Source organism: Phycisphaerae bacterium (assembly GCA_018003015.1).
Lineage (GTDB): Bacteria > Planctomycetota > Phycisphaerae > UBA1845 > PWPN01 > JAGNEZ01.
In genome coordinates, this window is sequence record JAGNEZ010000005.1 from 101,043 (window position 1) to 122,227 (window position 21,185).

Genomic DNA, 21,185 nt, shown 5'->3' on the forward strand with positions numbered 1-21,185 from the left:
CGCCGACCTGCTACGGCATCAGGTCGCAGCGGCGGCCGCACGCCCCTTGAGCAGCTCTATGGCCGCCGCGAGAACCATGTCGCTGCTGATTCGCGTCATGCAGCGGTGATCGACGGAACACTGACGCTTCATGCAAGGCCCGCAGTCCACGGGCACATGCAGCTCCTTCTCGCTGGCTACCTCGGTCGCCGTCCACTCCCGATCCGTCGGGCCGAACATCGTGACTACGGGCGTGCCGAACGCATTGGCAAAATGACGTGGCCCGGTGTCGTTGGTGATCAGCAGACTCGATCGGCGAATGAGAGCCTTCAACGGCCCCAGCCTCATGACCGGATTGTCCAGCACCGTCGGACGCTGCCGCATGTGGCCAGCCACCCTCCGGGCTACGTCAATCTCCTTCGGACCACAAGCGATCAGGACCGCCGCGCTCATCTGCTCGACGAGCCGATCGGCCACTTCCGCGAACCGCTCGGGCACCCAACACTTGGCCGGGCCATAGGCGGCACCAGGATTCAACACGACCACGGGCTGGCCAGGCTGCACGCCGGCCGCCTCGAGGGCATCGGTCGCCACCTGCTCCTGCTCCGGCGTGGTGAACAGCTCGGGCACCATCGGGCAATCTCGGCAACCGAGATACCGGGCGATCGCGTTGTAGTAACGGATCATGGAAACCGGCACGAACTTGCCGTCAAACTTGTGCGGCAGCAGCTTGTCCGTCAGAAGCAGCCCCCGTCCGTCCCGGTCATAGCCGATCCGGCGAGGAACCCCCGCCAGCCGAGCGAACAAGGCCGCCCGAAACGAATTGCACATCAGCAGGGCCCAATCGAATTTCCGGTCCCGGAGTTCACTCGCCATACCCAGAAAGCTCTGACGACGTGTGTCCCGGGTCTGACCACCAGGCCAATGGACCAATTCGTCGAACCAGTCACCCCCCGCCAAGACCTCAGCCATCGGTCCCTTGACCACGCCGGTCAGGTGGATGCCGGCGAACCTCGCCCGGATCGACCGCAAGGCCGGTGTCGCCAAGACCAAGTCCCCCACCCAGTTGGGCAGGATGATGAGAATGCGGGCAGGATCCGGCCGCCGGAAACGCGTCTTTCCGCCGGGAGGGTCAGCCGCACCGTGATCGGAATGAGCCTCTTGTGGCATGGGCGACATTCTAGGCTATCGGCCCTCAAGGCTCAAACCCGTAAGCCAAGCCAGGTTCTCATCCCTGGCCCCGACCAGCCGGCAAACACGACAAACCGTCCTCCACCCGGCCGGGCCTTGCCTGACCCATAATGCCCGGTGTGATCATCCACGCCCGACCTCTGGCCCATGGGCGAGTACCTGGTACGCAACGATCCGAACCGCCTGACCGTGGTGAGGTACCTTTCGCGCGGGCAGAGGATCGATCCCACGTCAGCCACAAGCCATCTCATCATGAGCATTGTGCCTTTTACACTTGAATTATGACAGCAGAACATGCCTACGCGTTCACCAAGGCCTTTCCAGCGGCCTCTCCCACCCAAGACCGGTACCCAAGCCCGTCCTTCGCCGCAGGTTCATCGCGATCCGCCTCTGCCCCCTGTCTCGGGGAAACCCCTTGGAAGGAGCCGATCGCGTCAGGACACGCCCAGGTCTTCGCCAACCCGGAAACCCGGAAGCTCATCCCAAAGCACGGTTTGCATTCCGGGCGCGGTCCGCTACAATACAGAGCTCGGCTACAGATTGGCCGTCTTACTGAGCTTTGAGGTGCCAGGATGTCACGGGTTTGCTACTTTACCGGCAAGAGGACCAAGAGCGGCCGTCAGTATGCCCGACGCGGCAAGGCCAAGTACCTGGGTGGCGTGGGTTCCAAGGTCACCGGCCGGACCAAGCGGCAGTTCAAGCCGAACGTCCAGAAAGTCCGCGCAGTCATCGACGGCAGAACCGTCCGCGTCCTGGTCAGCACCAAGGCCATTCGCGACGGCAAGATCGTCAAGCCGCCGAAGCGCAACTACAAGCCCGCTCAAACCACCGCTTGAGTGAGCCGGGCACCTGAAGCCCCTTCGCCTTCAAGAGGTTACGGGTGGCGCGAGCTGGCTATTCGCTTTCCTCGTCCGAGCATTCCATGTTATTGAGCATCTCCGGCTGCATGAGGCGGAGGATCGCCGCGCTGCGGCATTCGAAATCGCGTGCAGTGCGGAGTACGCCGGCACCCATCAACCGTGCCGCCCCCGCTGCCTGGGCATGCCACCCTTCCCAAAGGACGCCTCCCCCTTGATGTAGTCCTTCTCCGCGAAGAGCTTGAGGAGCTCCTCGACCGATCGTACCACCACGGTCGCGCTCTTGGTCACGAACGGGGAGGGCTCGGCCTTCGGCTTCCAGACCACATAGACCTCCTTCGTGGTTTCGTAGGCATGCTGCAGCTCGCGCTCGACGCCACTGGACAGCCCCGGCTTGCCACTCGGCAACTCCGGCACGTAGCTGACAATCATGTCCGACTGATCGATGAGCTTGAAGTCGCGAGCCACGATCTGGCTGTCAATGTCAGTCTCGATCGCCATGACTTCTTCGACGCCGAACTCCATGGTCCGGCCGTGTATCTCGACCAGGAGCTTCCGTTCGCCGCGTTTGTGGGCCGCTGCGGCCAGCGACGGCAACCGCTTCTCGTCCAGGTCGCCAGGGTCAAAAGTGATGAAGTGGCTCGCCAAGGCGTCTCGGAATCCGTCGATCTCCGCCAGGACGGCCGGCAGATCCATCACATGGCTCATCGGGAACGAGGGGTAGACCTTCTTGCGCCTGGGCTCGAACATGAGCCGGTAAACGCACTCGGCCATGTCGTGCTCGACGCCCCGGGCGACAATGAAGAACCGCCCATGACCTCGGATGATCGTCGAAATGACCTCGGTAGCCAAAACCTCTTCCTCACGCCAGACCAAAATGTCCTTGAGACTGTGCCGGAGGTCGTGCTCACGGGTCAGTCGCTCGTGCACGGCGTCCACGTTGTCCACCAGGGTCATGAACAGATCGACGTCCAGAGCCATGATCTGATCATGGTCGAACGCCGGAAACAGGCCGTGCTTCCACCGAAACGTGGCGTGAGTATTGACCAGGACGTGGTCGGCCTTCTCCGCAATCCGCAGAATATCCTTGAAAACCGACCGCCGGAGAGCATCGAGCCGGGTCCGCGGCAGGTCCAGGATCCGTCCCGCCACGACGTCCGGAGCCTCTTGGTACATCATGTCACCGACGTGGCAGACGGCCACATCCTTGCCGTTCCGGCGGGCGATGTCGGCCACACGCTCAATGAACGGCTTCTTGTCAACCCCTACCTGGCCGGTCATCATCGCACGAACACCGGCCCGTCTGCGGTCGAACAGCGTTCTTTCACCTGCACCCTTCGACATCAGGCTCTCCATGTCTCCAAAAGCCCATGCTAGCTATGGTCTCGAAAAGGGTCAAACGACCATCCGGCTGCCCGTTCGGGCATGGTAGAATACGATCACTTTGAGCAAGGCTCGAGAGAACAGAACGGCGTCCGCCGCACCTTGGATCCGCGAGGATCGCATGCCCAGTCTCGACGAGATCATGTGGCTGCGATCCGCCGAAGGACAGGCCATCTGCGCGGATATGGCCGGCAACTCACCCGCGGACACGCCGGCAGCCATCACTCGCTGGCGCCAACGCCTCGAGCCCGGGCAAGTCACGGCTGCCTGGCAACAGGTCCTGTTCCGCCGATCCGCGCGGGCCAAGTTCTCACGCGCCGACCTGATGCTCTTCGACCGCGTGGCCCTCGAGCAGGCCACCGACGAAGTGCTGGCCCGCCACAAGGCCAAGCGCTTCCAGAATCGTTCGCGAATCGCAGACTTCTGTTGTGGAATCGGCGGCGACGCCCTGGCTCTGGCCGAGTTCGCATCTGTCACGGCCATCGACTGGTCGGCGGCTCGGGCAACGATGGCCGAACACAACGCATGCATCTATGGCAACCGGATCGACATCCTGACCGAGGACGCCGGCATCACCCGACCGGAAGCAGACGCCGCTCACATCGACCCCGACCGCCGTCCTGCCGGAGCACGAAGACACCGCATCGAGGAGAGCTCACCCGGTCCGCAGGTCCTGAAACAGATCGTCGATCGCTACCAGAATGTGGCCGTGAAGCTCTCGCCGGGCGCGGACTTCGAGAACCTGCCGTTCGACGCGGAAATCGAACTGATCAGCCACCGCGGCGAGTGCAAGCAAGCAGTCGCCTGGACCGGGGCGTTTCGGCAGGCTCGGCGACGGGCAACCGCGTTTCCGAGCGGCGAGTCCATCGTCGCAGGACCCGAAGAAAACCTCCTCTGGCCCCCGGCAGCTGCAATCCGGCCCAGCATGCTGCTCTTCGAGCCGGACCCGGCCGTCATCCGAGCCAACCTCGTCGGCATCCTGGCCCGCCAATACCAACTCAACCCCATCGACCCGCATATCGCCTGCCTGGTCGGAAAGACGCTGCCCCAAACTACGCTGCTGGCGGCCTTCAGAGTCCTCGACATGAGCGATTGGTCGGCCGCCCTCGGACGCCAAATGCTCGCCCGCCACAACGTCGGCCACGTCGACATCAAAACCCGCGGCTTCGCTGGAAAGCCCGAGGAAGTCCTCAAATGCCTCCATCCGCGCGGCACGCGCTCAGCCACACTCATGCTCACCCGAATCGGAGACCGACCAACGGCCATCCTCGCCGAACGTGTGCCGCCGCAGGCAGACTCGTGAACCACGTCAGAAGCCGTCCTTGCCGAAACCGGCAAAGCACCGGGCGGCAAGAATCTAGTTCACGACGCCCCAGAAACCAGCCACAAACCAGGGACGATCATTGCGGAAAGCGACGTAGTCGGATGCCCCCAGAGGTCAATGACCAAGCCCGACTCCTTGCTGTGCTCGAGCGGCGTGTCCGCGTTGCGCAGCCCGAGGATCTCCATCCGTTCGTCGGACAACAATGTCCTCAGGGCGTCCTCAGCATGCGGGAATCGGGGTCGCTGGTAACTCATCGGAACGCCTCGCTGTCTTATCGGACTCTCATCCATACACCGAAAGGCACGATAGCCGACCAGCAAGTGCCGCAAGACCGGTATTCAAAGGGCTTTCGCAGCGAATCCTCCCACCGGCAGGCACCATAACCCATGTATGCCAATTCTGCAGACTCCTCATCTTGGGGTAGTTTCCTGTCGATAACGGGCCTGTATCTCAAGGCGGCCAGCCAAACTCGCGGGCTCAGTCAGCAGCTGCCCGGTTCGGCATCCGCTTGGTAAAGCGCGACTTACGGGGGTCGCCACCCAACTACAACCTCCGGGACCCAATGAGAAGCCTGGTTCCGCCCAAGGCTCACCCGTGGGCGGTTGCCGCTCAAGGAACAGTGATGGCACGGCTTATCCGTTTCGCATGCACGCTTCTCGCCTCCAGCCTGCTCCTCGCCCCTCCCGCGCAAGCGGGCTGGGAGCCTGTCGGGACACCCGGCTTCTCCAGCAGCACAGCCAACTACGAGTCCTTCACCTTCTGCAACGGCGAGCCGTACGTCGCCTTTCAAGACGCCTCCCAGACCAACAAGGCGACGGTCATGCGCTACACGGGCGGGAGCTGGCAGGTCGTCGGCACCGCCGGCTTCTCGGCCGGGACCGCTGCATATCTCTCGCTGGCCTTTAACGGCGAAGAACCTTACGTGGCCTTTCAGGATGCCACCGTCAGCAGCAAAGCCACGGTCATGTGTTACAGCGGGGGAAGCTGGCAACTGGTCGGCACCGCCGGAATCTCGGCCGGAACCGCTACCTACACATCGCTTGCCATCCACAACGGCGAACCCTACGTGGCCTACCGAGACGCCGGCACATCCAACCGAACCCTCGTGAAACGCTACACCGGCGGGGCTTGGCAGACCGTCGGCGGGACCGGAGCCTCACCCAGCACTTCGAACTACGTCACCCTTGCCTTCGACAACGGCGAAGCCTACGTCGCCTACCAAGACAGCTCCAACGGCAGCAGAGCCACCGTCAGACGATTCACCGGCGGAAGCTGGCAGACCGTCGGATCGGCGGGCTTCTCCGCGGGGACGGCCACCCATCTGTCCCTGGCTTTCGACAACGGCGAACCGTACGTGGCCTACCAGGATGCCGGGAACGGCACCCGGGCCACGGTGATGCACTATACCGGCGGAAGCTGGCAGACCGTCGGATCCGCAGGCTTCTCCGCCGGGGTCGCCGCCTACGAGTCCATCGCCCTCTACAACGGCGAGCCGTACGTGCTCTACCAGGACGCCACAAACGGCAGCAGGGCCACCGTCATGCGCTACACCGGCGGGAACTGGCAGACCGTCGGCCCGGCGGGCTTCTCCACCGGCGCTCGCTACTACGGAGCGATCGCCTTCTTCAACGGCGAGCCGTACATCGCCTATCGCGATTCCGCACTCGCCAGCAAGGCCGTCGTTCTCCGCTACATCTGGCCCCCCACAATCCAGGCGTCCAACGTCACCCTCAGCGGCATCACCGCGACTCAAATGAACGTGAGCTGGACCCGCGGCGACGGCAGCGCCTGCGCGGTGTTCATGAGCCAGGCTTCCTCCGGCGAAGCGGCGCCCGCGGACAACACGACCTATGCGGCGAGCACCACATTCGGGAACGGCATGCAGATCGGAACGACCGGTTGGTTCTGCCTCTACGTCGGTTCCGGAGCGAACGTCACTGTCACCGGCCTGACGCCGGCCGCAGCCTATCGCGTCATGGTCTGCGAATACACCGGCTCGGTGGGTAAGCAGGATTACCTGCTCGGGGCCGCCACCGAAAACCCGGCCAACGTCGCCACACTCGCCTATCCGCCCACAGTCACAACCGCCGCCGTCACCGATATCGGAGCCACAACGGCAGTCTGCGGCGGCGAGGTCGCCTCGGACGGCGGAGCCACCGTCTTCGCCCGCGGCGTATGTTGGAACACCACCGGTACGCCAACCACCACAGACAACAAGACCATGGATGGCACAGGCACGGGGGTCTTCGCGAGCACACTCACCAGCCTCAACCCGGGAGCGACCTACCACGTCCGCGCCTACGCCACCAATGTACAGGGCACCAGCTACGGCGCGGAGGTGGAGTTCACAGCCAACCCAGTGCCGTCCACAGTGAATACCGCTGCGGTCACGAACGTCGGCTCAACCACCGCCACCTGCGGCGGCGTTGTCACCGCAGACGGCGGTGTTGCGGTCACGGCCAGGGGGGTATGCTGGAACACGACCGGCAACCCGACCACCGCGGACAGCTTCACAACCGACGGTGCCGGCACCGGGGCGTTTGTCAGCAGCCTCACCGGCCTGAACCCCAACCTCACCCACTACGCCCGAGCCTATGCCACCAATTCGCAGGGCACGAGTTACGGAACCGAGGTCGCATTCACCACCGACACCGGCCCACCGGCGGTGACCACCGCGGCGGTGACCAACGTCACCGCAGACACCAGCACCTGCGGAGGCAACGTGACCGGGGACGGAGGCCTCGCCATAGATGCCCGCGGCGTCTGCTGGAACACGAGCGGAAATCCCACCACCGCCGACAACTCGACCACGGACGGCGCCGGCTTGGGTGCATTCGTGAGCAGCCTCACCAGCCTGACTCCAGGAATCACCTATCACGTGAGAGCCTACGCCACCAACGCACGCGGCACGAGCTATGGCGATGACGTCCAATTCACGACCGGAACCACCCTGCCAACCGTGACCACCGCGGGAGTCACCGACGTCACGGCAACCACGGTGTCATGCGGCGGCAACGTCACCTCGGACGGCGGACTCGAAGTCACCGAACGCGGGGTGTGCTGGAACACAACGGGAAACCCGACGACCGCAGACAGTAACACGGTCAACGGCACGGGAGCCGGGACCTTCTCCGTCAGCATCGCCAGCCTCAATCCCAACACCACCTACCACGTACGCGCCTACGCCATCAACGCGCTCGGCGCCAACTACGGCCACGACGTCGAGTTCCTGACCAGCGCCGCACCGCCAACCGTGACCACGTCCGCGGTCATGGGGGTGACCTCGACAACGGCCATCTGCGGAGGCGCAGTCACCGACGACGGCATGGCCGCCATCGCCACCCGGGGAGTCTGCTGGAACACGACCGGAAACCCGACAACCGCGGACAACAAGACCGCAGACGGAGCGGGGCTCGGCACGTTCGTCAGCAGTCTCACCGACCTCAGCCCGGGCGTCGGCTACTACGTCCGCGCCTACGCAGCCAATGCCCAGAGCACCGGCTACGGCGACACCGTTCATTTCACCACCGGCAGTGTCCCGCCCACCGTCGCCACCGCCGCGGTCACCGGAGTATCCGCCACTCAGGCATGCTGCGGCGGAAACGTGGTCTCCGACGGGGGAACCCAAGTCGCCGCTCGAGGCGTATCCTGGAGCAAGGCCGACGACCCAACCACGGCACATACCAAGACCGTCGACAGCACCGGCATCGGTGCCTTCACCGTCACCCTCGTCGACTTGAGCCCCAATACCCTCTACCTCGTCCGGGCGTACGCCACCAATGCCCGAGGCATCAGCTTCGGCTCGAATGTCGAATTCCGAACCGGCATGGTGTCCCCGACCGTCGTCACCTCAGAAGTCATGGGCGTCACCTCCACCACGGCCATGTGCGGCGGCAATGTCACCGCCGATGGTCTGGCCGAGGTCACCACCCGCGGCGTGTGCTGGAACACGACCGGCAACCCCACCACCGCTGACCGCAAAACAACCGACGGCGCCGGTACCGGAGTGTTCATCAGCAGTCTCACCGATCTGAGTCCCGGCGTCGTCTACTACGCCCGCGCCTATGCCACCAACGCCCAGAGTACCGGCTACGGTGAACAGGTCGATTTCGTGACCGCCACCACTGCACCTACCGTGACCACCACCGCAGTCACCAACGTGACCGCCACAACGGCCACTTGCGGCGGCCACGTGACCGCCAACGGCGGGGCCGAACTCAGCGCCCGAGGCGTCTGGTGGAACAAGGCGGACGAGCCCACGACCGCATACAGCAAGACGGTCGACGACACGACCACCGGACCGTTCGCCCTTAGCCTCACCGGCCTCAGCCCCGATACCGTCTACCATGTCCGGGCGTTCGCCGAGAACCCGGCAGGAACGTCCTACGGCGAGGCCCTGACCTTCACGACGACACCATCCGAAGTCGTTCCCGGCTTGGTCGTGGAAGCCGCCGCAGCCGAGGGAAACCCGAACGGGCCCGTGACAGTAGGCCAGGAACTGCGGCTCCTGATCACGGTGCAGAACGCGGGAACAGCCCGCGCTCACCAGGTGACGGTGATCATTCCCATTCCGCCCAGGACCGAATACGTGTCCGCCCGACTCATCGAGAATACCGCCGTGCCGACCGTGCTCGGCGACCTCCAGTCTGGGACACTCTATGTTAACCTGGACGATCTGACTCCAGGTGAACGAGTCGAAGTCGAACTCGTCCTCCGAGTGACCGCGGCTGGCCAGATCGCCGTATCCGCGGGCGCATGGAGCGCTCAACACACCGAGCTTGTGCTTAGTGCTCCAGCCCAGATCACGGCTCGCGAGGACTCCTCAACCGCCGGCAACTTGCCGGCACCGTTGACCTGCGGGGCAACCGGAACCCTGCCGTTACTCGCCTGCCTCACGGCCTGGGTCGCCAGGTACTCCAGCCTCAGGACCTGTTCGCCACCCAGCCGTTCAGCCCGTCGTCAGGAGGCGGGCGAAGCACATCGCCGGACGTTCCGAACATCACGCCTTCAAAGGCCTTGAACCCAGGCTACTTGGGTATCTCGCTCATCGGAATCCCCAGCGCATCTGCCACCCCCTTGCCATACGCGGGATCAGCTTTCAGGCAGTTGACGATGTGACGCACCTTGATCATCTTCGGTGCATCACCCATGGCTCGAGCGGTGTTCGCGAAGAGCCTCGCTTGTTCGTCCGGCTTCATCAGGCGAAACAACTTGCCCGGCTGGGTGTAGTAGTCGTCATCGTCCTCGCGGTAATCCCAGTGATCGGCATTGCCGTTGATCTTCAGCGGCGGCTCGGCAAACTCCGGCTGCTGTTGCCAGTCGCCGTAACTGTTCGGCTCGTAGCCGCGCGTACTACCGTAATTGCCATCCACACGCATCGCCCCGTCGCGGTGGTAACTGTGGAACGGGCACCGCGACGCATTGACCGGAATCAGATGGTGATTCACGCCCAATCGGTAGCGCTGGGCATCACCATAAGAGAACAGACGCCCCTGCAGCATCTTGTCCGGCGAGAAACCGATGCCGGGCACAATGTTGGCCGGGTTGAAGGCCGCCTGCTCGACCTCGGCGAAGTAGTTGTCCGGGTTGCGATTCAACTCCAGCACGCCCACCTCTACCAGTGGATAGTCCTTGTGGTACCACACCTTGGTGAGGTCAAACGGGTGGTAAGGCAGGTTCTCGGCATCCAGTTCGGGCATGACCTGAATGAACATCGTCCAGCGAGGGAAGTCGCCCTTCTCGATACTCTCGTACAGATCGCGCTGATGGCTCTCGCGGCACTTCCCGATGATCCTCTCGGCCTCCTCGTCCGTCAGGTTCTTGATCCCCTGCTGTGTCCTCAGATGGAACTTGACCCAGAAACGCTCGTTCTTCACGTTGATCATGCTGAACGTGTGACTGCCAAAGCCGTGCATATGCCGGTAAGTTGCCGGGATCCCCCGGTCACTCATCACGACCGTCACCTGGTGCAGCGCTTCCGGAAGCGAGGTCCAGAAGTCCCAGTTATTCAAGGCGCTGCGCAGGTTCGTGCGCGGGTCACGCTTCACGGCGTGATTGAGATCCGGGAACTTGAGCGGATCTCGCAAGAAGAAGACGGGCGTATTGTTGCCCACCAGATCCCAATTCCCCTGCTCGGTGTAGAACTTGACCGCGAAACCGCGGATATCGCGCTCGGCGTCCGCCGCTCCGCGCTCCCCGGCGACCGTGGAGAACCGAACAAACAGATCAGTCTTCTTCCCGACCTGCGAGAAGATCTTCGCTTTCGTGTAGCGAGTAATGTCGTGCGTCACCGTGAAGCTCCCGTACGCCCCGGAACCCTTGGCGTGCATCCGCCGCTCCGGAATGACCTCACGATCGAAGTGAGCGAGTTTCTCCAGGTACCAGACATCCTGGAGCAACATGGGACCGCGCGGCCCCGCGGTCATGACATTCTGATTGTCGGGGACCGGTGCTCCAGCATTGGTCGTGAGCTTCTTCTCGTTCATCGGTTTCTCCTTTTCTTGGTTTCGCCAGTCTTCCGGGAAATCATCCGCTGACCCGCCTTCGGCCGACCGACCGGCCGACTCGTGCGGACCCTAGCCGCCCGCTTCCTCAGACAGTCGGCACACGTTCCGCGAAAGTGAACGTGGTAGTCGTCAATCAAAAACCCGTGGCCGCGGACATCGGGCAGGGGAACGCAATTCAACCGCGGATCCTCCACATCGATGATGCGCTCACAGGACAGGCATACGAGATGATGATGCTGATGTGTCTTCGGATCGAACCGGGCGGCGGAACCCGGATGACACACCTTGGTCACCATGCCCGTAGCCACCAGCATCTCCAGGATGCGATAGACGGAAGTCCGCGAGACTCCCGGCAACCGAGCCTGTACCGCGGAGTAGACCTGGTCGGCCGTGGGATGATCCTCGCGCCCGCGAATCGCTTCAAACACTGCCCGACGATGCACCGTCAGAGGCAGGCCTCGCTCGCGGCAAACCCGCCGTAGACGATCTGTCCATGTCTCATCCAACGGACGACTCCCGCACACTCGGATGGTAATTAATCACAACTGCATTAGATTAGCACGCTGGCTCCGTCTTGGCCACCGGCGAGGGAGAATTGACCTTCCCGTTCGCCCAAGAGAACACTCGCCAACCTTCCTCCCGGACCACCTCCACCCCGCTTGCCCGCTCCAATAATGTCGCCTACAATAGTCGTCATTCATCAGGACCCGTCCTGCTGAGGACGTGATCCTGGCTTGGGTCACTGCGAGGAGCGATGATGTCAGACAAACCGCTCAAGGGAATAGGTACCCGCTGCCTGCACGCCGGCCAGGAGCCGGATCCCACCACCACCGCCCGGGCTGTGCCGATCTACGCGACCAGCAGCTACGTGTTCCGTGACAGCGACCACGCGGCTAACCTCTTCGGTCTTAAAGAGTTCGGCAACATCTACAGCCGGCTCATGAACCCGACCAACGATGTACTTGAGAAGCGGCTGGCGGCCCTGGACGGCGGCGTCGGGGCGCTGACCTTGTCCAGCGGGCAGTCGGCCATCTACGTCGCTATCTTCAACATCTGCCGTGCGGCACAGAACATCCTCAGCGCGACCAGCCTCTACGGCGGAACCTGGACCCTGTTCACCCAGACCTTTCCCAAGCTGGGCATCAACGTCAAGTTCTTCGATCCGCTCAAGCCGGCCGACATCAGGCAGTTGGCCGACAGGCACACCCGGGCCGTCTACCTGGAGTCGCTGGGCAATCCCAAGAATGACGTGGCTGATTTCGCCGAGGTCGCCCGGGTCGCTCACCAGTGCGGACTACCCGTGATCTGTGACAACACGGTCATGACCCCCTACTTGCTCCGGCCGTTCGAGCACGGGATCGACATCACCGTCTACAGCCTGACCAAGTTCCTGGGTGGCCACGGCTTGCACGTCGGCGGAGCGATCGTGGACTCGGGCAAGTTCGATTGGACCGCCGATCGGAAGAAATGGCCGGAGTTCACCGAACCGGACCCGTCCTACCACGGCGTGGTCTTCGCCGAAGCCCTCAAACCGATCGGCAACATCGCGTACATCACCAAGTGCCGGACCCATGTCCTGCGCGACATGGGCAGTTGCCTCAGCCCCTTCGCCGCCTTCCTGTTCCTGCAGGGCATCGAGACGCTGCACGTGCGGATGCCCCGGCACTGCGAGAATGCCCTGAAAGTCGCCCAATACCTCCAGGCACACCAGGCCGTCTCATGGGTGAATTACCCGGGCATGCCCGAGCATCCCTGCCATGCCAATGCCAAGAAGTACCTTCCACGTGGAGCGGGAGCGATGGTCGGCTTCGGCATCAAGGGCGGCACCGAGGCGGGCAAGAAGTTCATCAACTCAGTCAAGCTGCTGTCCCATCTGGCCAATATCGGCGATGCCAAGAGCCTGTGCATCCACCCGGCCAGCACCACGCATTCGCAGCTCAGCCCGCACGAACAGGCCGCCACCGGCGTGGTCCCCGAGTACGTGCGGCTGTCGATCGGGATCGAGGACATTGAGGACATCATCGCTGACTTTGACCAGGCCCTGGCGGCCTCGCAGAAGTAAGCCCGCGGACAGGACATTCACGGCGAACCCCGGGACCGGACTCCGGCGTTCTGCCTGGCGGGGCTGCACGCGGCTTTGCGTTTGTACCATGAACGTACTATCACACCGGTGAGACGAGTCGTCGCCGGAATCGCCGGCGCGGCTTGATGAGCGGCCGGACGAACGAGCCATGAGTGAAGTCATGAGCGACAACCTGGAGGGACACCCCAAGCTGCGGGGTTCGGTCGGCATCGTCCAGCCACGGACGGTGACGCTGTTCGAGCCGCCCCATCTGCTGCAGTTGGAGTGCGGACGGGAGCTGGGCCCGATCCAGGTCACCTATGAAACCTGTGGGACGCTCGACGAAGACCACGGCAACGCGGTCCTCATCTTCCACGCCCTCTCCGGTGACGCTCACGTGGCCGGCTACCACAGCATCGAGGACCGCAAGGCCGGCTGGTGGGAGAACATGGTCGGGCCGGGCAAGGGCATCGATACCGACAAGTACTTCGTGATCTGCGCCAACACGCTGGGCGGCTGCAGGGGAACCACTGGCCCGTCGAGCACCAATCCGGAAACCGGCAAGCCCTGGGGTCTCGATTTCCCGGTCATCACCATCGAGGACATGGTCAAGGTTCAGAAGGCCTTGGTCGACCACCTGGGCATCAGGCGGCTCCTGGCCGTCATTGGCGGCTCGATGGGCGGCATGCTGGTACTGGAATGGATGGTCCGCTACCCGGACCTCGTCAAGGCGGCGATCCCCGTCGCCACCACGCCGCGACAGAGCGCTCAGTGCATCGCCTTCGACGCTGTCGGGCGCAGCGCGATCTTGGCCGACCCGAACTTCAGGAACGGCCAATATCACGGTGGCGCCCCGCCAGAGGATGGCCTGGCCATCGCCCGCATGGTTGGGCATATCACCTACCTGTCCGAGCAGGGCATGCACGAGAAGTTCGGGCGGCAACTCCGCCGTGCGGAGAAGTACAGCTACGACTTCACCAATGAGTTCTCTGTCGAGACCTACCTGGACTACCAGGGCCGCGCGTTCGTCCAGCGCTTCGACGCCAACAGTTACCTGTACATCACCAAGGCCCTGGACTACTACGATCTCGGCGGACGGTGCGGTTCACTGGTCAAGGCTTTCGAGAACGTCCAGGCCAGCGTGCTGGTTATCAGCCTCTCGGGCGACTGGCTTTACACCCCGCAGCAGTCGCGGATGATCGTGGACGCCCTGCTGGCCAACGGCAAGACCGTCTCCTACTCCGAGATCAACTCGGCCTACGGCCACGACGCTTTCCTGCTCGAGCCCAACGTTCTCGGTCGCCTGATCAGCGGCGTCCTGGCGGCGGCCAGCGGCCGGCCGGTCCTCGACCGAGGCGACGATCTTCAGCCCTACCTCCAGACGCCAGCCATCAAGACCGCCTGGCACCGCCAGCGGATCGACTACGACCGGATCGAGGATCTGATCACTCCGGACTCCAGCGTGCTGGATCTCGGCTGCGGGCGCGGGCTTCTGCTCAGCCGGCTGATGCAGCGAGAACGAGTTCGCGGGCTGGGCGTCGAGGTGGTCCAGGACTCGATCTGCCAGTGCGTCGAACGCGGCATCCCGGTCGTCGACCTCGACGTCGAGACCGAGCTCTCCTGCTTTCCCGACCGGAGCTACGACTACGTGGTCCTGTCGCAAACCCTGCAGACCCTGCGGCGACCGGACGTGGTCCTCGACCAGATGCTGCGGATCGGCCGGCACGGGATTGTCAGCTTCCCCAACCTGGTTTACTGGAAGCCCATGCTGCAAATGCTGCTCACCGGGCGGACGCCGGTGACCGAGAGCCTGCCCTTCTGGTGGTACAACACACCAAATGTCCGTTGTCTGACGATCCGCGACTTCGAGGCATACTGCCGGGAACACCGGATCCGCATCCACCGCAAGATCGCCCTGCTCGAAGGTCGTCGGCAGCCGATCGCGTTCCTGCCCAGCCTGCGAGCGGCCGAAGCCATCTTCGTCATCAGCCGCAAGGGCAGGTGATCAGCTGGCCCCGCCCTTCTTCCTTGCCGCAGCGGGAGCCCTGCCGCCCCTGGGCGGGCCGGCCTCGGCGCCGGGAACGGGGATGAGGCTCTTGAGGTTCTCCGGGGTGAGTTTGACATCGGGCGGCGACAGCTTCTCGTCGGACTTTATCGCCTGGTCCCAAGTGACCGCCTTGCCGGTATAGGCCGACATGCGGGCCATGATGCCGCATAGCGTGGACTCGGCGATGTTTCGGGCCTCGTTGATCGGCTTGCCCGCGCGGATGGCGGCAATCAAATCGGCGTGCTCCTGAACGTACTCCGGAGGAGACTTGACGTCGAGCTTGCCCACCGTGCTGATCCAGCCGTTGCAGTTCGAGACGCCGGTCTCGCCGATCACGCGTTCGGATATGTCCTTGGCGCAGCCGGTGATTTGCCGGCACTGGCTGAGCACGCGGATTTCCTGGTGGGTCTTGTCGCCCGGGTAGACGAAGTCGGCCGCGAACCAGTCGTACTGGTCGCCGCTGAGTCGCCGGTGGCGGGAACCCATGGCCACTACCCGGGTCGGATGGGTTCCCAGCACCCAGTTGATCACGTCGATATTGTGAACATGCTGCTCGACGATGTGGTCGCCGGACAGCCATCGCCAGCGGTACCAGCCGCGGACCATCCATTCGAAGTCGGACCGCCCGGTTCGGTTTTCCAGGAACCGGGCCTCGTTTCGAGGGCCTTCCTGGTTCCAGTAGCATTGGGCGGCCAGGATCCGGCCGATGGCCCCGTCGTGAATCCGCCTGACGGTCTCGATGTAGCCCTTGTGGTGGCGCCGCTGGGTGCCGGCCACGATGGCGAGCCCCTTCCCCGCGGCCTTTTCGCCGGCGGCAAGCACCTTGCGGATCCCGACCGGATCCACGGCGGCCGGCTTCTCCATGAACACGTGCTTGCCCGCCTGGACGGCAGCCTCCAGGTGATCGGGCCTGAAGTGAGGCGGGGTCGCCAGGATCACGTAATCCACGTCGAGCTCGAGCACTTTGCTGAAGGCGTCGAGGCCCACGAAGCAGTGCTTGTCCTCGATGGATGTCCGGGCAAGGAGCTGCTCGCGACAGCGTGCAATCCGGTCGGGGAACAGGTCGGCCAAGGCCACGACCCGGACGTTCGGATCCGCGTTCATGGCGTCCAGGGCGGCACCGGTCCCGCGGGCACCGCTGCCGATCAGGCCGATCTTCAGGGTCCTGCCCGGCTCGGCGGCCCGGAGCCTTGGCACCGAAACGCCGGCCGCAGTCCCCACGATCGCCGCCCTGCTCCAGCCGCCTGTCAACGCACCTCGACTCATTCGATCGGACATGAGACGCTCTCCGCTTTTCGTTTCCGGCCGGCTCCAAGGAATCGACGGTGACCGACGGCCACGCTCTGAGGCGCCGGCTCTACCGAAGAACCCGGGCCCGGCGGAAGACGCCTCTTCGGCCGGGCCCGTTTGACTCCTTTTGCCGGTATAGGCCTCTCACGGGCACGTCCAGGGGTGCCGTCTGGCCGCCGGCCTCACTTTTCCTCGTCGCCCGGCACGGCGATGAGCGACCTGACATACTCGGGAGTCAGCGGGCTTTCCGGCGGAGCCAGTTGCAGATCGGACTTCATGGCATCACTCCAGGTCACTGCTTTGCCGGTGTAGGCTGACATGCGGGCCATGATGGCGCACATCGTCGAATGGGCGACCTGCTCGGCCTCGTTGATTGGTTCGCCCTGGCGGATCGCGGCGATCAGGTCGGTGTGTTCCTGGACGTAAGGATCCTTGCCCTGGGACTCGATCTTGCCGACGTTGCTGATCCAGCCGTTGCAGTTGGAGATGCCCTTCGTGCCGATGACGCGTTCGGACACGTCATTGGCGCAGCCGTTGATCTGGCGGCACTGGCTGAGCACGTGGATCTCCGGGTGTTCCTTGTCACCGGGGTAGAAGAAATCGACCGAGAAGTTGTCATACTGGTCGCCGGTCACGCGGCGATGACGGCTGCCCATCGCCACCGCCTTGGTAGGCAGGGTCTTCAGTGCCCAGTTAATCACATCGATGTTGTGCACGTGCTGTTCGACGATGTGGTCGCCCGAGAGCCAGGTCCAGTTCACCCAGTCGCGGTGCATCCACTCCATGTCGCTCCAGCCCTGAGCCTTCTTATTATACCAGAGCATGCCCATGTTCCAGTAGCATTGCCCGGCCACGATTTTGCCCAGGGCCCCGTCGTGGATCCTCTTGATGGTCTCGACGTAACCGGCCTGGTGACGCCGCTGGGTGCCGGCGACGATCGAGAGCTTCTTAGAGGCTGCCTCCTTGCCGGCGGCGATGAATCGCCGGATGCCCACCGGATCGACCGCGACCGGCTTCTCGGTGAAGACGTGCTTACCGGCCTTGACCGACGCCTCGAGATGCTCGGGGCGATAGTACGGCGGGGTCGCGAGAATGACGTAGTTCACGTTGTCCAGGGCAAGCAGCTTCTTGTATGCATCCATTCCCAGGAAGCAGTGTTCGTCGTTGATATCCTGGTTCTTGCCGCGCAGGTCCTTCTTGGCGTTCTCGAGGCGGTCCTTGGCGATGTCCGCGATCGCCACGATCTGGACGCCCTTGGCCGCCGCCAGAACGTTATGAGCGGCACCGGTGCCGCGGCCGCCGGCCCCGATCAGGCCGACCTTGATGGGCAGATCGGCATCGGCGGCGCGGGCGAAATGGGGGAACGCGCTGGTGGCCGCCGCCGCAACCGCGGCCGTCTGGACGAACTGGCGCCGGGACAACCGGCTGACTGAATGCTTGCTCATGTCGGAACCTCCTGCATGCGTAGTACGATGAACGGGTCCACCCGAGTCCCGACCAGTGCCGATCTGGTCATCCGCTTCCTGCGACCGCAGGAACTCCGGACGGGCACTCCCCTGCCCGGAGCCGGGGACGGGCTGAGACCAGAGTACGAGATCGGTCACCCGCCGGCAAGTCCCGACGGTGAGGGTCTTGAGGATGGTGATCATGGGTGAGCGATTGACCCCGGGTTTGCGGCGGAAGATAGGTGGCCGTCACCCTTTTTCGCGTCAACCCGGGGTTGCACCTCGAGCGAGCCCTCGCGACCATCATTTGACCGACGAGCCGGGCAGAATCTGGATGACGAAGACGGAAGTGTACTTTTCGATGGGGGCCACGCCCAGCACGACCTTGTGGCCCGCCTCTGCCATGACGGTGGTGGTGATCGAGGCCAACTGGGCGGATGCGGGCGACGGCATCGGCCCGGGCGAAGGCGGCGGTGGCGGCAGCGTGGCTGACAACGGCATCGGAAGAGCCCCGGTGGCGTTCAGCGTCAGCTCGATGCGGGGTAGCTCGTTCTTCGATTCCTGGAGCACCCCTTCGATTCGGAGCCGACAGCCGGCGAAGGCCGCCGGGCTGCACTGGATGGAGAACTTCCCGCTCGAAACGGCCTGGACCATGCTTTGGGCGGCCAGGCCCAGATGGGTGATGCCCATGGACGCCAGTTCATCGACCACGTCGTTCATGTCCGGCGGCGGAGGGGGCAGTTCGGAGTTACTGACCAGCCACACCACGCGAACCTTGCGACCCTGCTGAGGCCCCTCCGCGGGTCGCTCTCGATCCAGTTGGGTGACAATCTGCTGAACGAGGGCCTGGGCAGCGGCGTTGCCGGAAAACAGGAGCTTGTTCGACACCCGATCGGCGGAGAAGGTGGCTTCGGGCACCATCCCTTGCAGCACCTTGACGAGTTCCTCCGCCCGGGCGTTCTTCAACGCGAGAACCTGACAAAGGCGGTCTGCGGCCGCTTCCTGTACAGGCTTATCGAGTTCCTTGATGAGTTCCTCGACAACCTCGAGTCGGTCCGCCGGGGCGTTCAGGATCACGGCATTCGTGCGTGAGTCCGGGACAACCATCAGCGGGCTCCGTCCAAAGGAGGTTATGGTGATCGTCTTGGCGACATCTTCTGCCTTCGCGTGTCTGAGTGGGTAGATTCGCACCATGAGTGGCCCGTCGCCGCCGAGTGGTGCGGGGGCCATTCCTGAAGGGACGGCGAGGGGCTGGCCTGCTGCTGGCGGGGGCGCCGGGGGAGCCGGCACAGATGGTGGTTTGGGAGCGGGAACGGCCTGGGGCGGCGCCACCGGCGTCGGGGCGGGCCCAAGCTGTTGAGCGAAACCGGGCACAGCCAAGAGGGCGACAAACACGAGGGCAAACGACAGCTGGGCCACAAATCTGGACTTCACGATTGTGCTCCTTCCTGATTGGGTTGAGGTTCGACGGCCGACCGTGGCGGGGCTTGGGCGGTCTTGACGGCCGGGTAGATCCAGAAGACGGTGATATTCGGATTACGCGTGGGCTGCGGAAGCGCGATCACGTCGGCTGAACGGCCGAACTCGACGCGGACGACCGGGCGGGGATCGGAGTCGGCTTCCACCCTCCCCTGCTGCGAGGACACGAGACTGCCAGCAGCCGCCTCGGCCTGCGACTCGGGCGAGTGAGCAGCTGCTCCGGGATGGCGAGAGACATCAGAACGCATTTGCGCCGTGATCCACCAACCACAGATGAAGAGGATCAGTGCGGCGGCCGCGGCGACCGACACTCGCCACCGTCGGCATCGTCGCACCGCCGGCACCGCCGCAGGCCGCTCCTGCCCGGCGGACGGGGAAGCGGGGGTTGCGGCCACCTCGTCGGAGTCACACGGCAAGGCCGCCAGACGGGCCATGGTGTCATGAATGGCCTGGTGCTGCCGGAGGATTCCACGGCAAGCGAGGCAACCGGCCAGATGCTCCCGGAGCGCGTGTTCCTCTAAGGAGTTCAACTCGCCGTCGAGATCGACGGGGATGGCTTGTCGTGCCTGTGAGCAGTTCATGTTCTTGCCTTCCGTCTCATCGATTGGCATCGAAGCTGTCCGGCCAGCGAGCCAGCAGGATGCGCCGGACGGCCTCGCGTGCCCGATGCACCAGGACCCGTGTCGCGCCCGGTGACATCTCCAGAACCGTGCCGATCTGCTCGTATGGAAGCCCCTCGATATCCCGCAGCACGATGGCGGCCTGCTGGCGGTCGGGCAGTTCGCGAACCGCCAGGCGGACGCGTTGCATCAGCTCATCCATCTCCGGCCGCGCGTAGGCAGCCATCGCCGCGGTCGCCGTCTCGCCCGGCGGTAGCGGGCCGGTCCGAGAACGCCGGAGACGGTTGAGCGACAGATTGACCGTCGCGCGAACCAGCCATGTGTCCGGCAGCTCCGTTTCGGGCATCTTCGCGCCCACTTCGCGCCAGGCCAGAGTCATGGCATCCTGGACGATTTCTTCGGCGTCATGGACGTTCCACACATAGCGGCAGGCCAGACGCACCAGCCGTGGCCGGAGAATCTCAGTCCATCGCTGAAACCTGGCCCGGTGAGAGCTCGCGGTCGGACCGCCGGAGGGTCGTCCAGCGGTAGGAGACACGTCTGGGCGGGTCTCGTTCACCCGCGAATGGTCCGAAGCAGGTTTCACGCGGACTACTCGTAACTGGATTGTCTTGAGCGGGCGGTTCGTTTCACAGAATCCGTCAACTTGTATGGGTCAACCTTAATCCGGGGTGCAGTGTGAAGCGGATTCTCACCGCCGGGCGGCCCGGAAACCGGTTGAGGCACGCACAAACTTTTGCGCCAAACGAAGCCAATCGTGGCTGATCGTTGGGTGTGGGGGGCAAACCGGCCTTTCAGGGAATAACACGACGGGTGTCCCGGATGGTGGCCGGAAGGCCGCCAGGAGGAGCAGGGCTTGTGCAGGTTTCAGGCCGGGTTGCGGATCGTACCTCCAGGCAGGGCCCCTGGCCAAAGGCCGTCTCTCGCGAAACCGACCTCGCTGGAAACGGCGGGGTGCAATACGGTTCCCCCGATGAGAACAGGGAGGAAGCCTGCTGGAGG

Annotated in this window: 16 protein-coding genes; 6 read left to right on the top strand and 10 right to left on the bottom strand. The window is 64.0% G+C overall.

The annotated features are described in order from the left end of the window. Positions 1 to 18: 18 nt before the first annotated feature. A complete protein-coding gene (waaF, locus tag KA354_03825) occupies positions 19 to 1,149 on the bottom strand; it encodes a lipopolysaccharide heptosyltransferase II (protein ID MBP7933756.1) in 1,131 nt (376 codons plus the stop codon). A gap of 593 nt (positions 1,150 to 1,742) precedes the next feature. Between waaF and rpmB the strand changes: the two genes are divergently transcribed. Continuing rightward, positions 1,743 to 2,006 carry a 50S ribosomal protein L28 gene (rpmB, locus tag KA354_03830; protein ID MBP7933757.1) on the top strand — a complete coding sequence of 88 codons (264 nt, stop codon included), beginning with the start codon at positions 1,743 to 1,745 and terminating at the stop codon, positions 2,004 to 2,006. Between the two features lie 177 nt (positions 2,007 to 2,183). Here rpmB and KA354_03835 read toward each other — a convergent pair whose 3' ends face one another. Then, positions 2,184 to 3,371, bottom strand: a complete 1,188-nt coding sequence (locus KA354_03835) for an AAA family ATPase (protein MBP7933758.1) — start codon at positions 3,369 to 3,371, stop codon at positions 2,184 to 2,186. A 160-nt stretch (positions 3,372 to 3,531) separates the two neighbouring features. Here KA354_03835 and KA354_03840 point away from each other — a divergent pair, with 160 nt between their 5' ends. After that, positions 3,532 to 4,713 (top strand): hypothetical protein, encoded by a 1,182-nt coding sequence (locus tag KA354_03840; protein ID MBP7933759.1) that lies wholly within the window; start codon positions 3,532 to 3,534, stop codon positions 4,711 to 4,713. 59 nt (positions 4,714 to 4,772) lie between these two features. Here the strand turns inward: KA354_03840 and KA354_03845 are convergent, their stop codons facing one another. Continuing rightward, positions 4,773 to 4,988 (bottom strand): hypothetical protein, encoded by a 216-nt coding sequence (locus KA354_03845; GenBank protein MBP7933760.1) that lies wholly within the window; start codon positions 4,986 to 4,988, stop codon positions 4,773 to 4,775. A 368-nt stretch (positions 4,989 to 5,356) separates the two neighbouring features. Between KA354_03845 and KA354_03850 the strand changes: the two genes are divergently transcribed. Next, on the top strand, positions 5,357 to 9,754 hold the full coding sequence (locus KA354_03850) for a DUF11 domain-containing protein (GenBank protein ID MBP7933761.1): 4,398 nt from the start codon (positions 5,357 to 5,359) through the stop codon (positions 9,752 to 9,754). A 7-nt stretch (positions 9,755 to 9,761) separates the two neighbouring features. Here the strand turns inward: KA354_03850 and KA354_03855 are convergent, their stop codons facing one another. Continuing rightward, complete coding sequence (locus KA354_03855; GenBank protein ID MBP7933762.1) at positions 9,762 to 11,219, bottom strand: catalase; 1,458 nt, start codon at positions 11,217 to 11,219, stop codon at positions 9,762 to 9,764. Continuing rightward, positions 11,216 to 11,764, bottom strand: a complete 549-nt coding sequence (locus KA354_03860) for a transcriptional repressor (GenBank protein ID MBP7933763.1) — start codon at positions 11,762 to 11,764, stop codon at positions 11,216 to 11,218. Before KA354_03860 ends, KA354_03855 begins: the two co-directional genes overlap by 4 nt. Positions 11,765 to 11,997: 233 nt before the next feature. On the opposite strand from KA354_03860, the gene KA354_03865 reads away from it, so the two are divergent. Both KA354_03865 and KA354_03870 read left to right on the top strand, forming a co-directional pair. Then, complete coding sequence (locus tag KA354_03865) at positions 11,998 to 13,302, top strand: PLP-dependent transferase (protein ID MBP7933764.1); 1,305 nt, start codon at positions 11,998 to 12,000, stop codon at positions 13,300 to 13,302. Positions 13,303 to 13,471: 169 nt separating this feature from the next. Beyond that, on the top strand, positions 13,472 to 15,307 hold the full coding sequence (locus KA354_03870) for a homoserine O-acetyltransferase (GenBank protein MBP7933765.1): 1,836 nt from the start codon (positions 13,472 to 13,474) through the stop codon (positions 15,305 to 15,307). On the opposite strand, the gene KA354_03875 is transcribed toward KA354_03870, so the two are convergent. Both KA354_03875 and KA354_03880 read right to left on the bottom strand, forming a co-directional pair. Then, positions 15,308 to 16,615, bottom strand: a complete 1,308-nt coding sequence (locus KA354_03875; GenBank protein MBP7933766.1) for a Gfo/Idh/MocA family oxidoreductase — start codon at positions 16,613 to 16,615, stop codon at positions 15,308 to 15,310. Positions 16,616 to 16,821: 206 nt separating this feature from the next. Then, positions 16,822 to 18,084 (bottom strand): Gfo/Idh/MocA family oxidoreductase, encoded by a 1,263-nt coding sequence (locus KA354_03880; protein MBP7933767.1) that lies wholly within the window; start codon positions 18,082 to 18,084, stop codon positions 16,822 to 16,824. Positions 18,085 to 18,099: 15 nt separating this feature from the next. Here KA354_03880 and KA354_03885 point away from each other — a divergent pair, with 15 nt between their 5' ends. Beyond that, positions 18,100 to 18,294 (top strand): hypothetical protein, encoded by a 195-nt coding sequence (locus KA354_03885; GenBank protein MBP7933768.1) that lies wholly within the window; start codon positions 18,100 to 18,102, stop codon positions 18,292 to 18,294. 93 nt (positions 18,295 to 18,387) lie between these two features. Here KA354_03885 and KA354_03890 read toward each other — a convergent pair whose 3' ends face one another. From KA354_03890 to KA354_03900, 3 genes are read right to left on the bottom strand one after another with little or no spacing between them, the layout of a single operon-like run. Continuing rightward, positions 18,388 to 19,518, bottom strand: a complete 1,131-nt coding sequence (locus tag KA354_03890) for a hypothetical protein (GenBank protein ID MBP7933769.1) — start codon at positions 19,516 to 19,518, stop codon at positions 18,388 to 18,390. Further along, positions 19,515 to 20,174, bottom strand: coding sequence for a zf-HC2 domain-containing protein (locus KA354_03895; GenBank protein ID MBP7933770.1), 660 nt, complete (start codon positions 20,172 to 20,174; stop codon positions 19,515 to 19,517). Before KA354_03895 ends, KA354_03890 begins: the two co-directional genes overlap by 4 nt. Beyond that, positions 20,161 to 20,769, bottom strand: coding sequence for an RNA polymerase sigma factor (locus KA354_03900; protein ID MBP7933771.1), 609 nt, complete (start codon positions 20,767 to 20,769; stop codon positions 20,161 to 20,163). Before KA354_03900 ends, KA354_03895 begins: the two co-directional genes overlap by 14 nt. Positions 20,770 to 21,185: the final 416 nt, after the last annotated feature.

What these genes read in the sequence shown, in the direction of transcription:
- waaF (MBP7933756.1), bottom strand. Translation starts at nt 1,149, where the DNA reads ATGCCACAAGAGGCTCATTCCGATCACGGTGCGGCTGACCCTCCCGGC.
- rpmB (MBP7933757.1), top strand. Translation starts at nt 1,743, where the DNA reads ATGTCACGGGTTTGCTACTTTACCGGCAAGAGGACCAAGAGCGGCCGT.
- KA354_03835 (MBP7933758.1), bottom strand. Translation starts at nt 3,371, where the DNA reads ATGTCGAAGGGTGCAGGTGAAAGAACGCTGTTCGACCGCAGACGGGCC.
- KA354_03840 (MBP7933759.1), top strand. Translation starts at nt 3,532, where the DNA reads ATGCCCAGTCTCGACGAGATCATGTGGCTGCGATCCGCCGAAGGACAG.
- KA354_03845 (MBP7933760.1), bottom strand. Translation starts at nt 4,988, where the DNA reads ATGAGTTACCAGCGACCCCGATTCCCGCATGCTGAGGACGCCCTGAGG.
- KA354_03850 (MBP7933761.1), top strand. Translation starts at nt 5,357, where the DNA reads ATGGCACGGCTTATCCGTTTCGCATGCACGCTTCTCGCCTCCAGCCTG.
- KA354_03855 (MBP7933762.1), bottom strand. Translation starts at nt 11,219, where the DNA reads ATGAACGAGAAGAAGCTCACGACCAATGCTGGAGCACCGGTCCCCGAC.
- KA354_03865 (MBP7933764.1), top strand. Translation starts at nt 11,998, where the DNA reads ATGTCAGACAAACCGCTCAAGGGAATAGGTACCCGCTGCCTGCACGCC.
- KA354_03870 (MBP7933765.1), top strand. Translation starts at nt 13,472, where the DNA reads ATGAGTGAAGTCATGAGCGACAACCTGGAGGGACACCCCAAGCTGCGG.
- KA354_03875 (MBP7933766.1), bottom strand. Translation starts at nt 16,615, where the DNA reads ATGAGTCGAGGTGCGTTGACAGGCGGCTGGAGCAGGGCGGCGATCGTG.
- KA354_03880 (MBP7933767.1), bottom strand. Translation starts at nt 18,084, where the DNA reads ATGAGCAAGCATTCAGTCAGCCGGTTGTCCCGGCGCCAGTTCGTCCAG.
- KA354_03885 (MBP7933768.1), top strand. Translation starts at nt 18,100, where the DNA reads ATGCGTAGTACGATGAACGGGTCCACCCGAGTCCCGACCAGTGCCGAT.
- KA354_03895 (MBP7933770.1), bottom strand. Translation starts at nt 20,174, where the DNA reads ATGCCAATCGATGAGACGGAAGGCAAGAACATGAACTGCTCACAGGCA.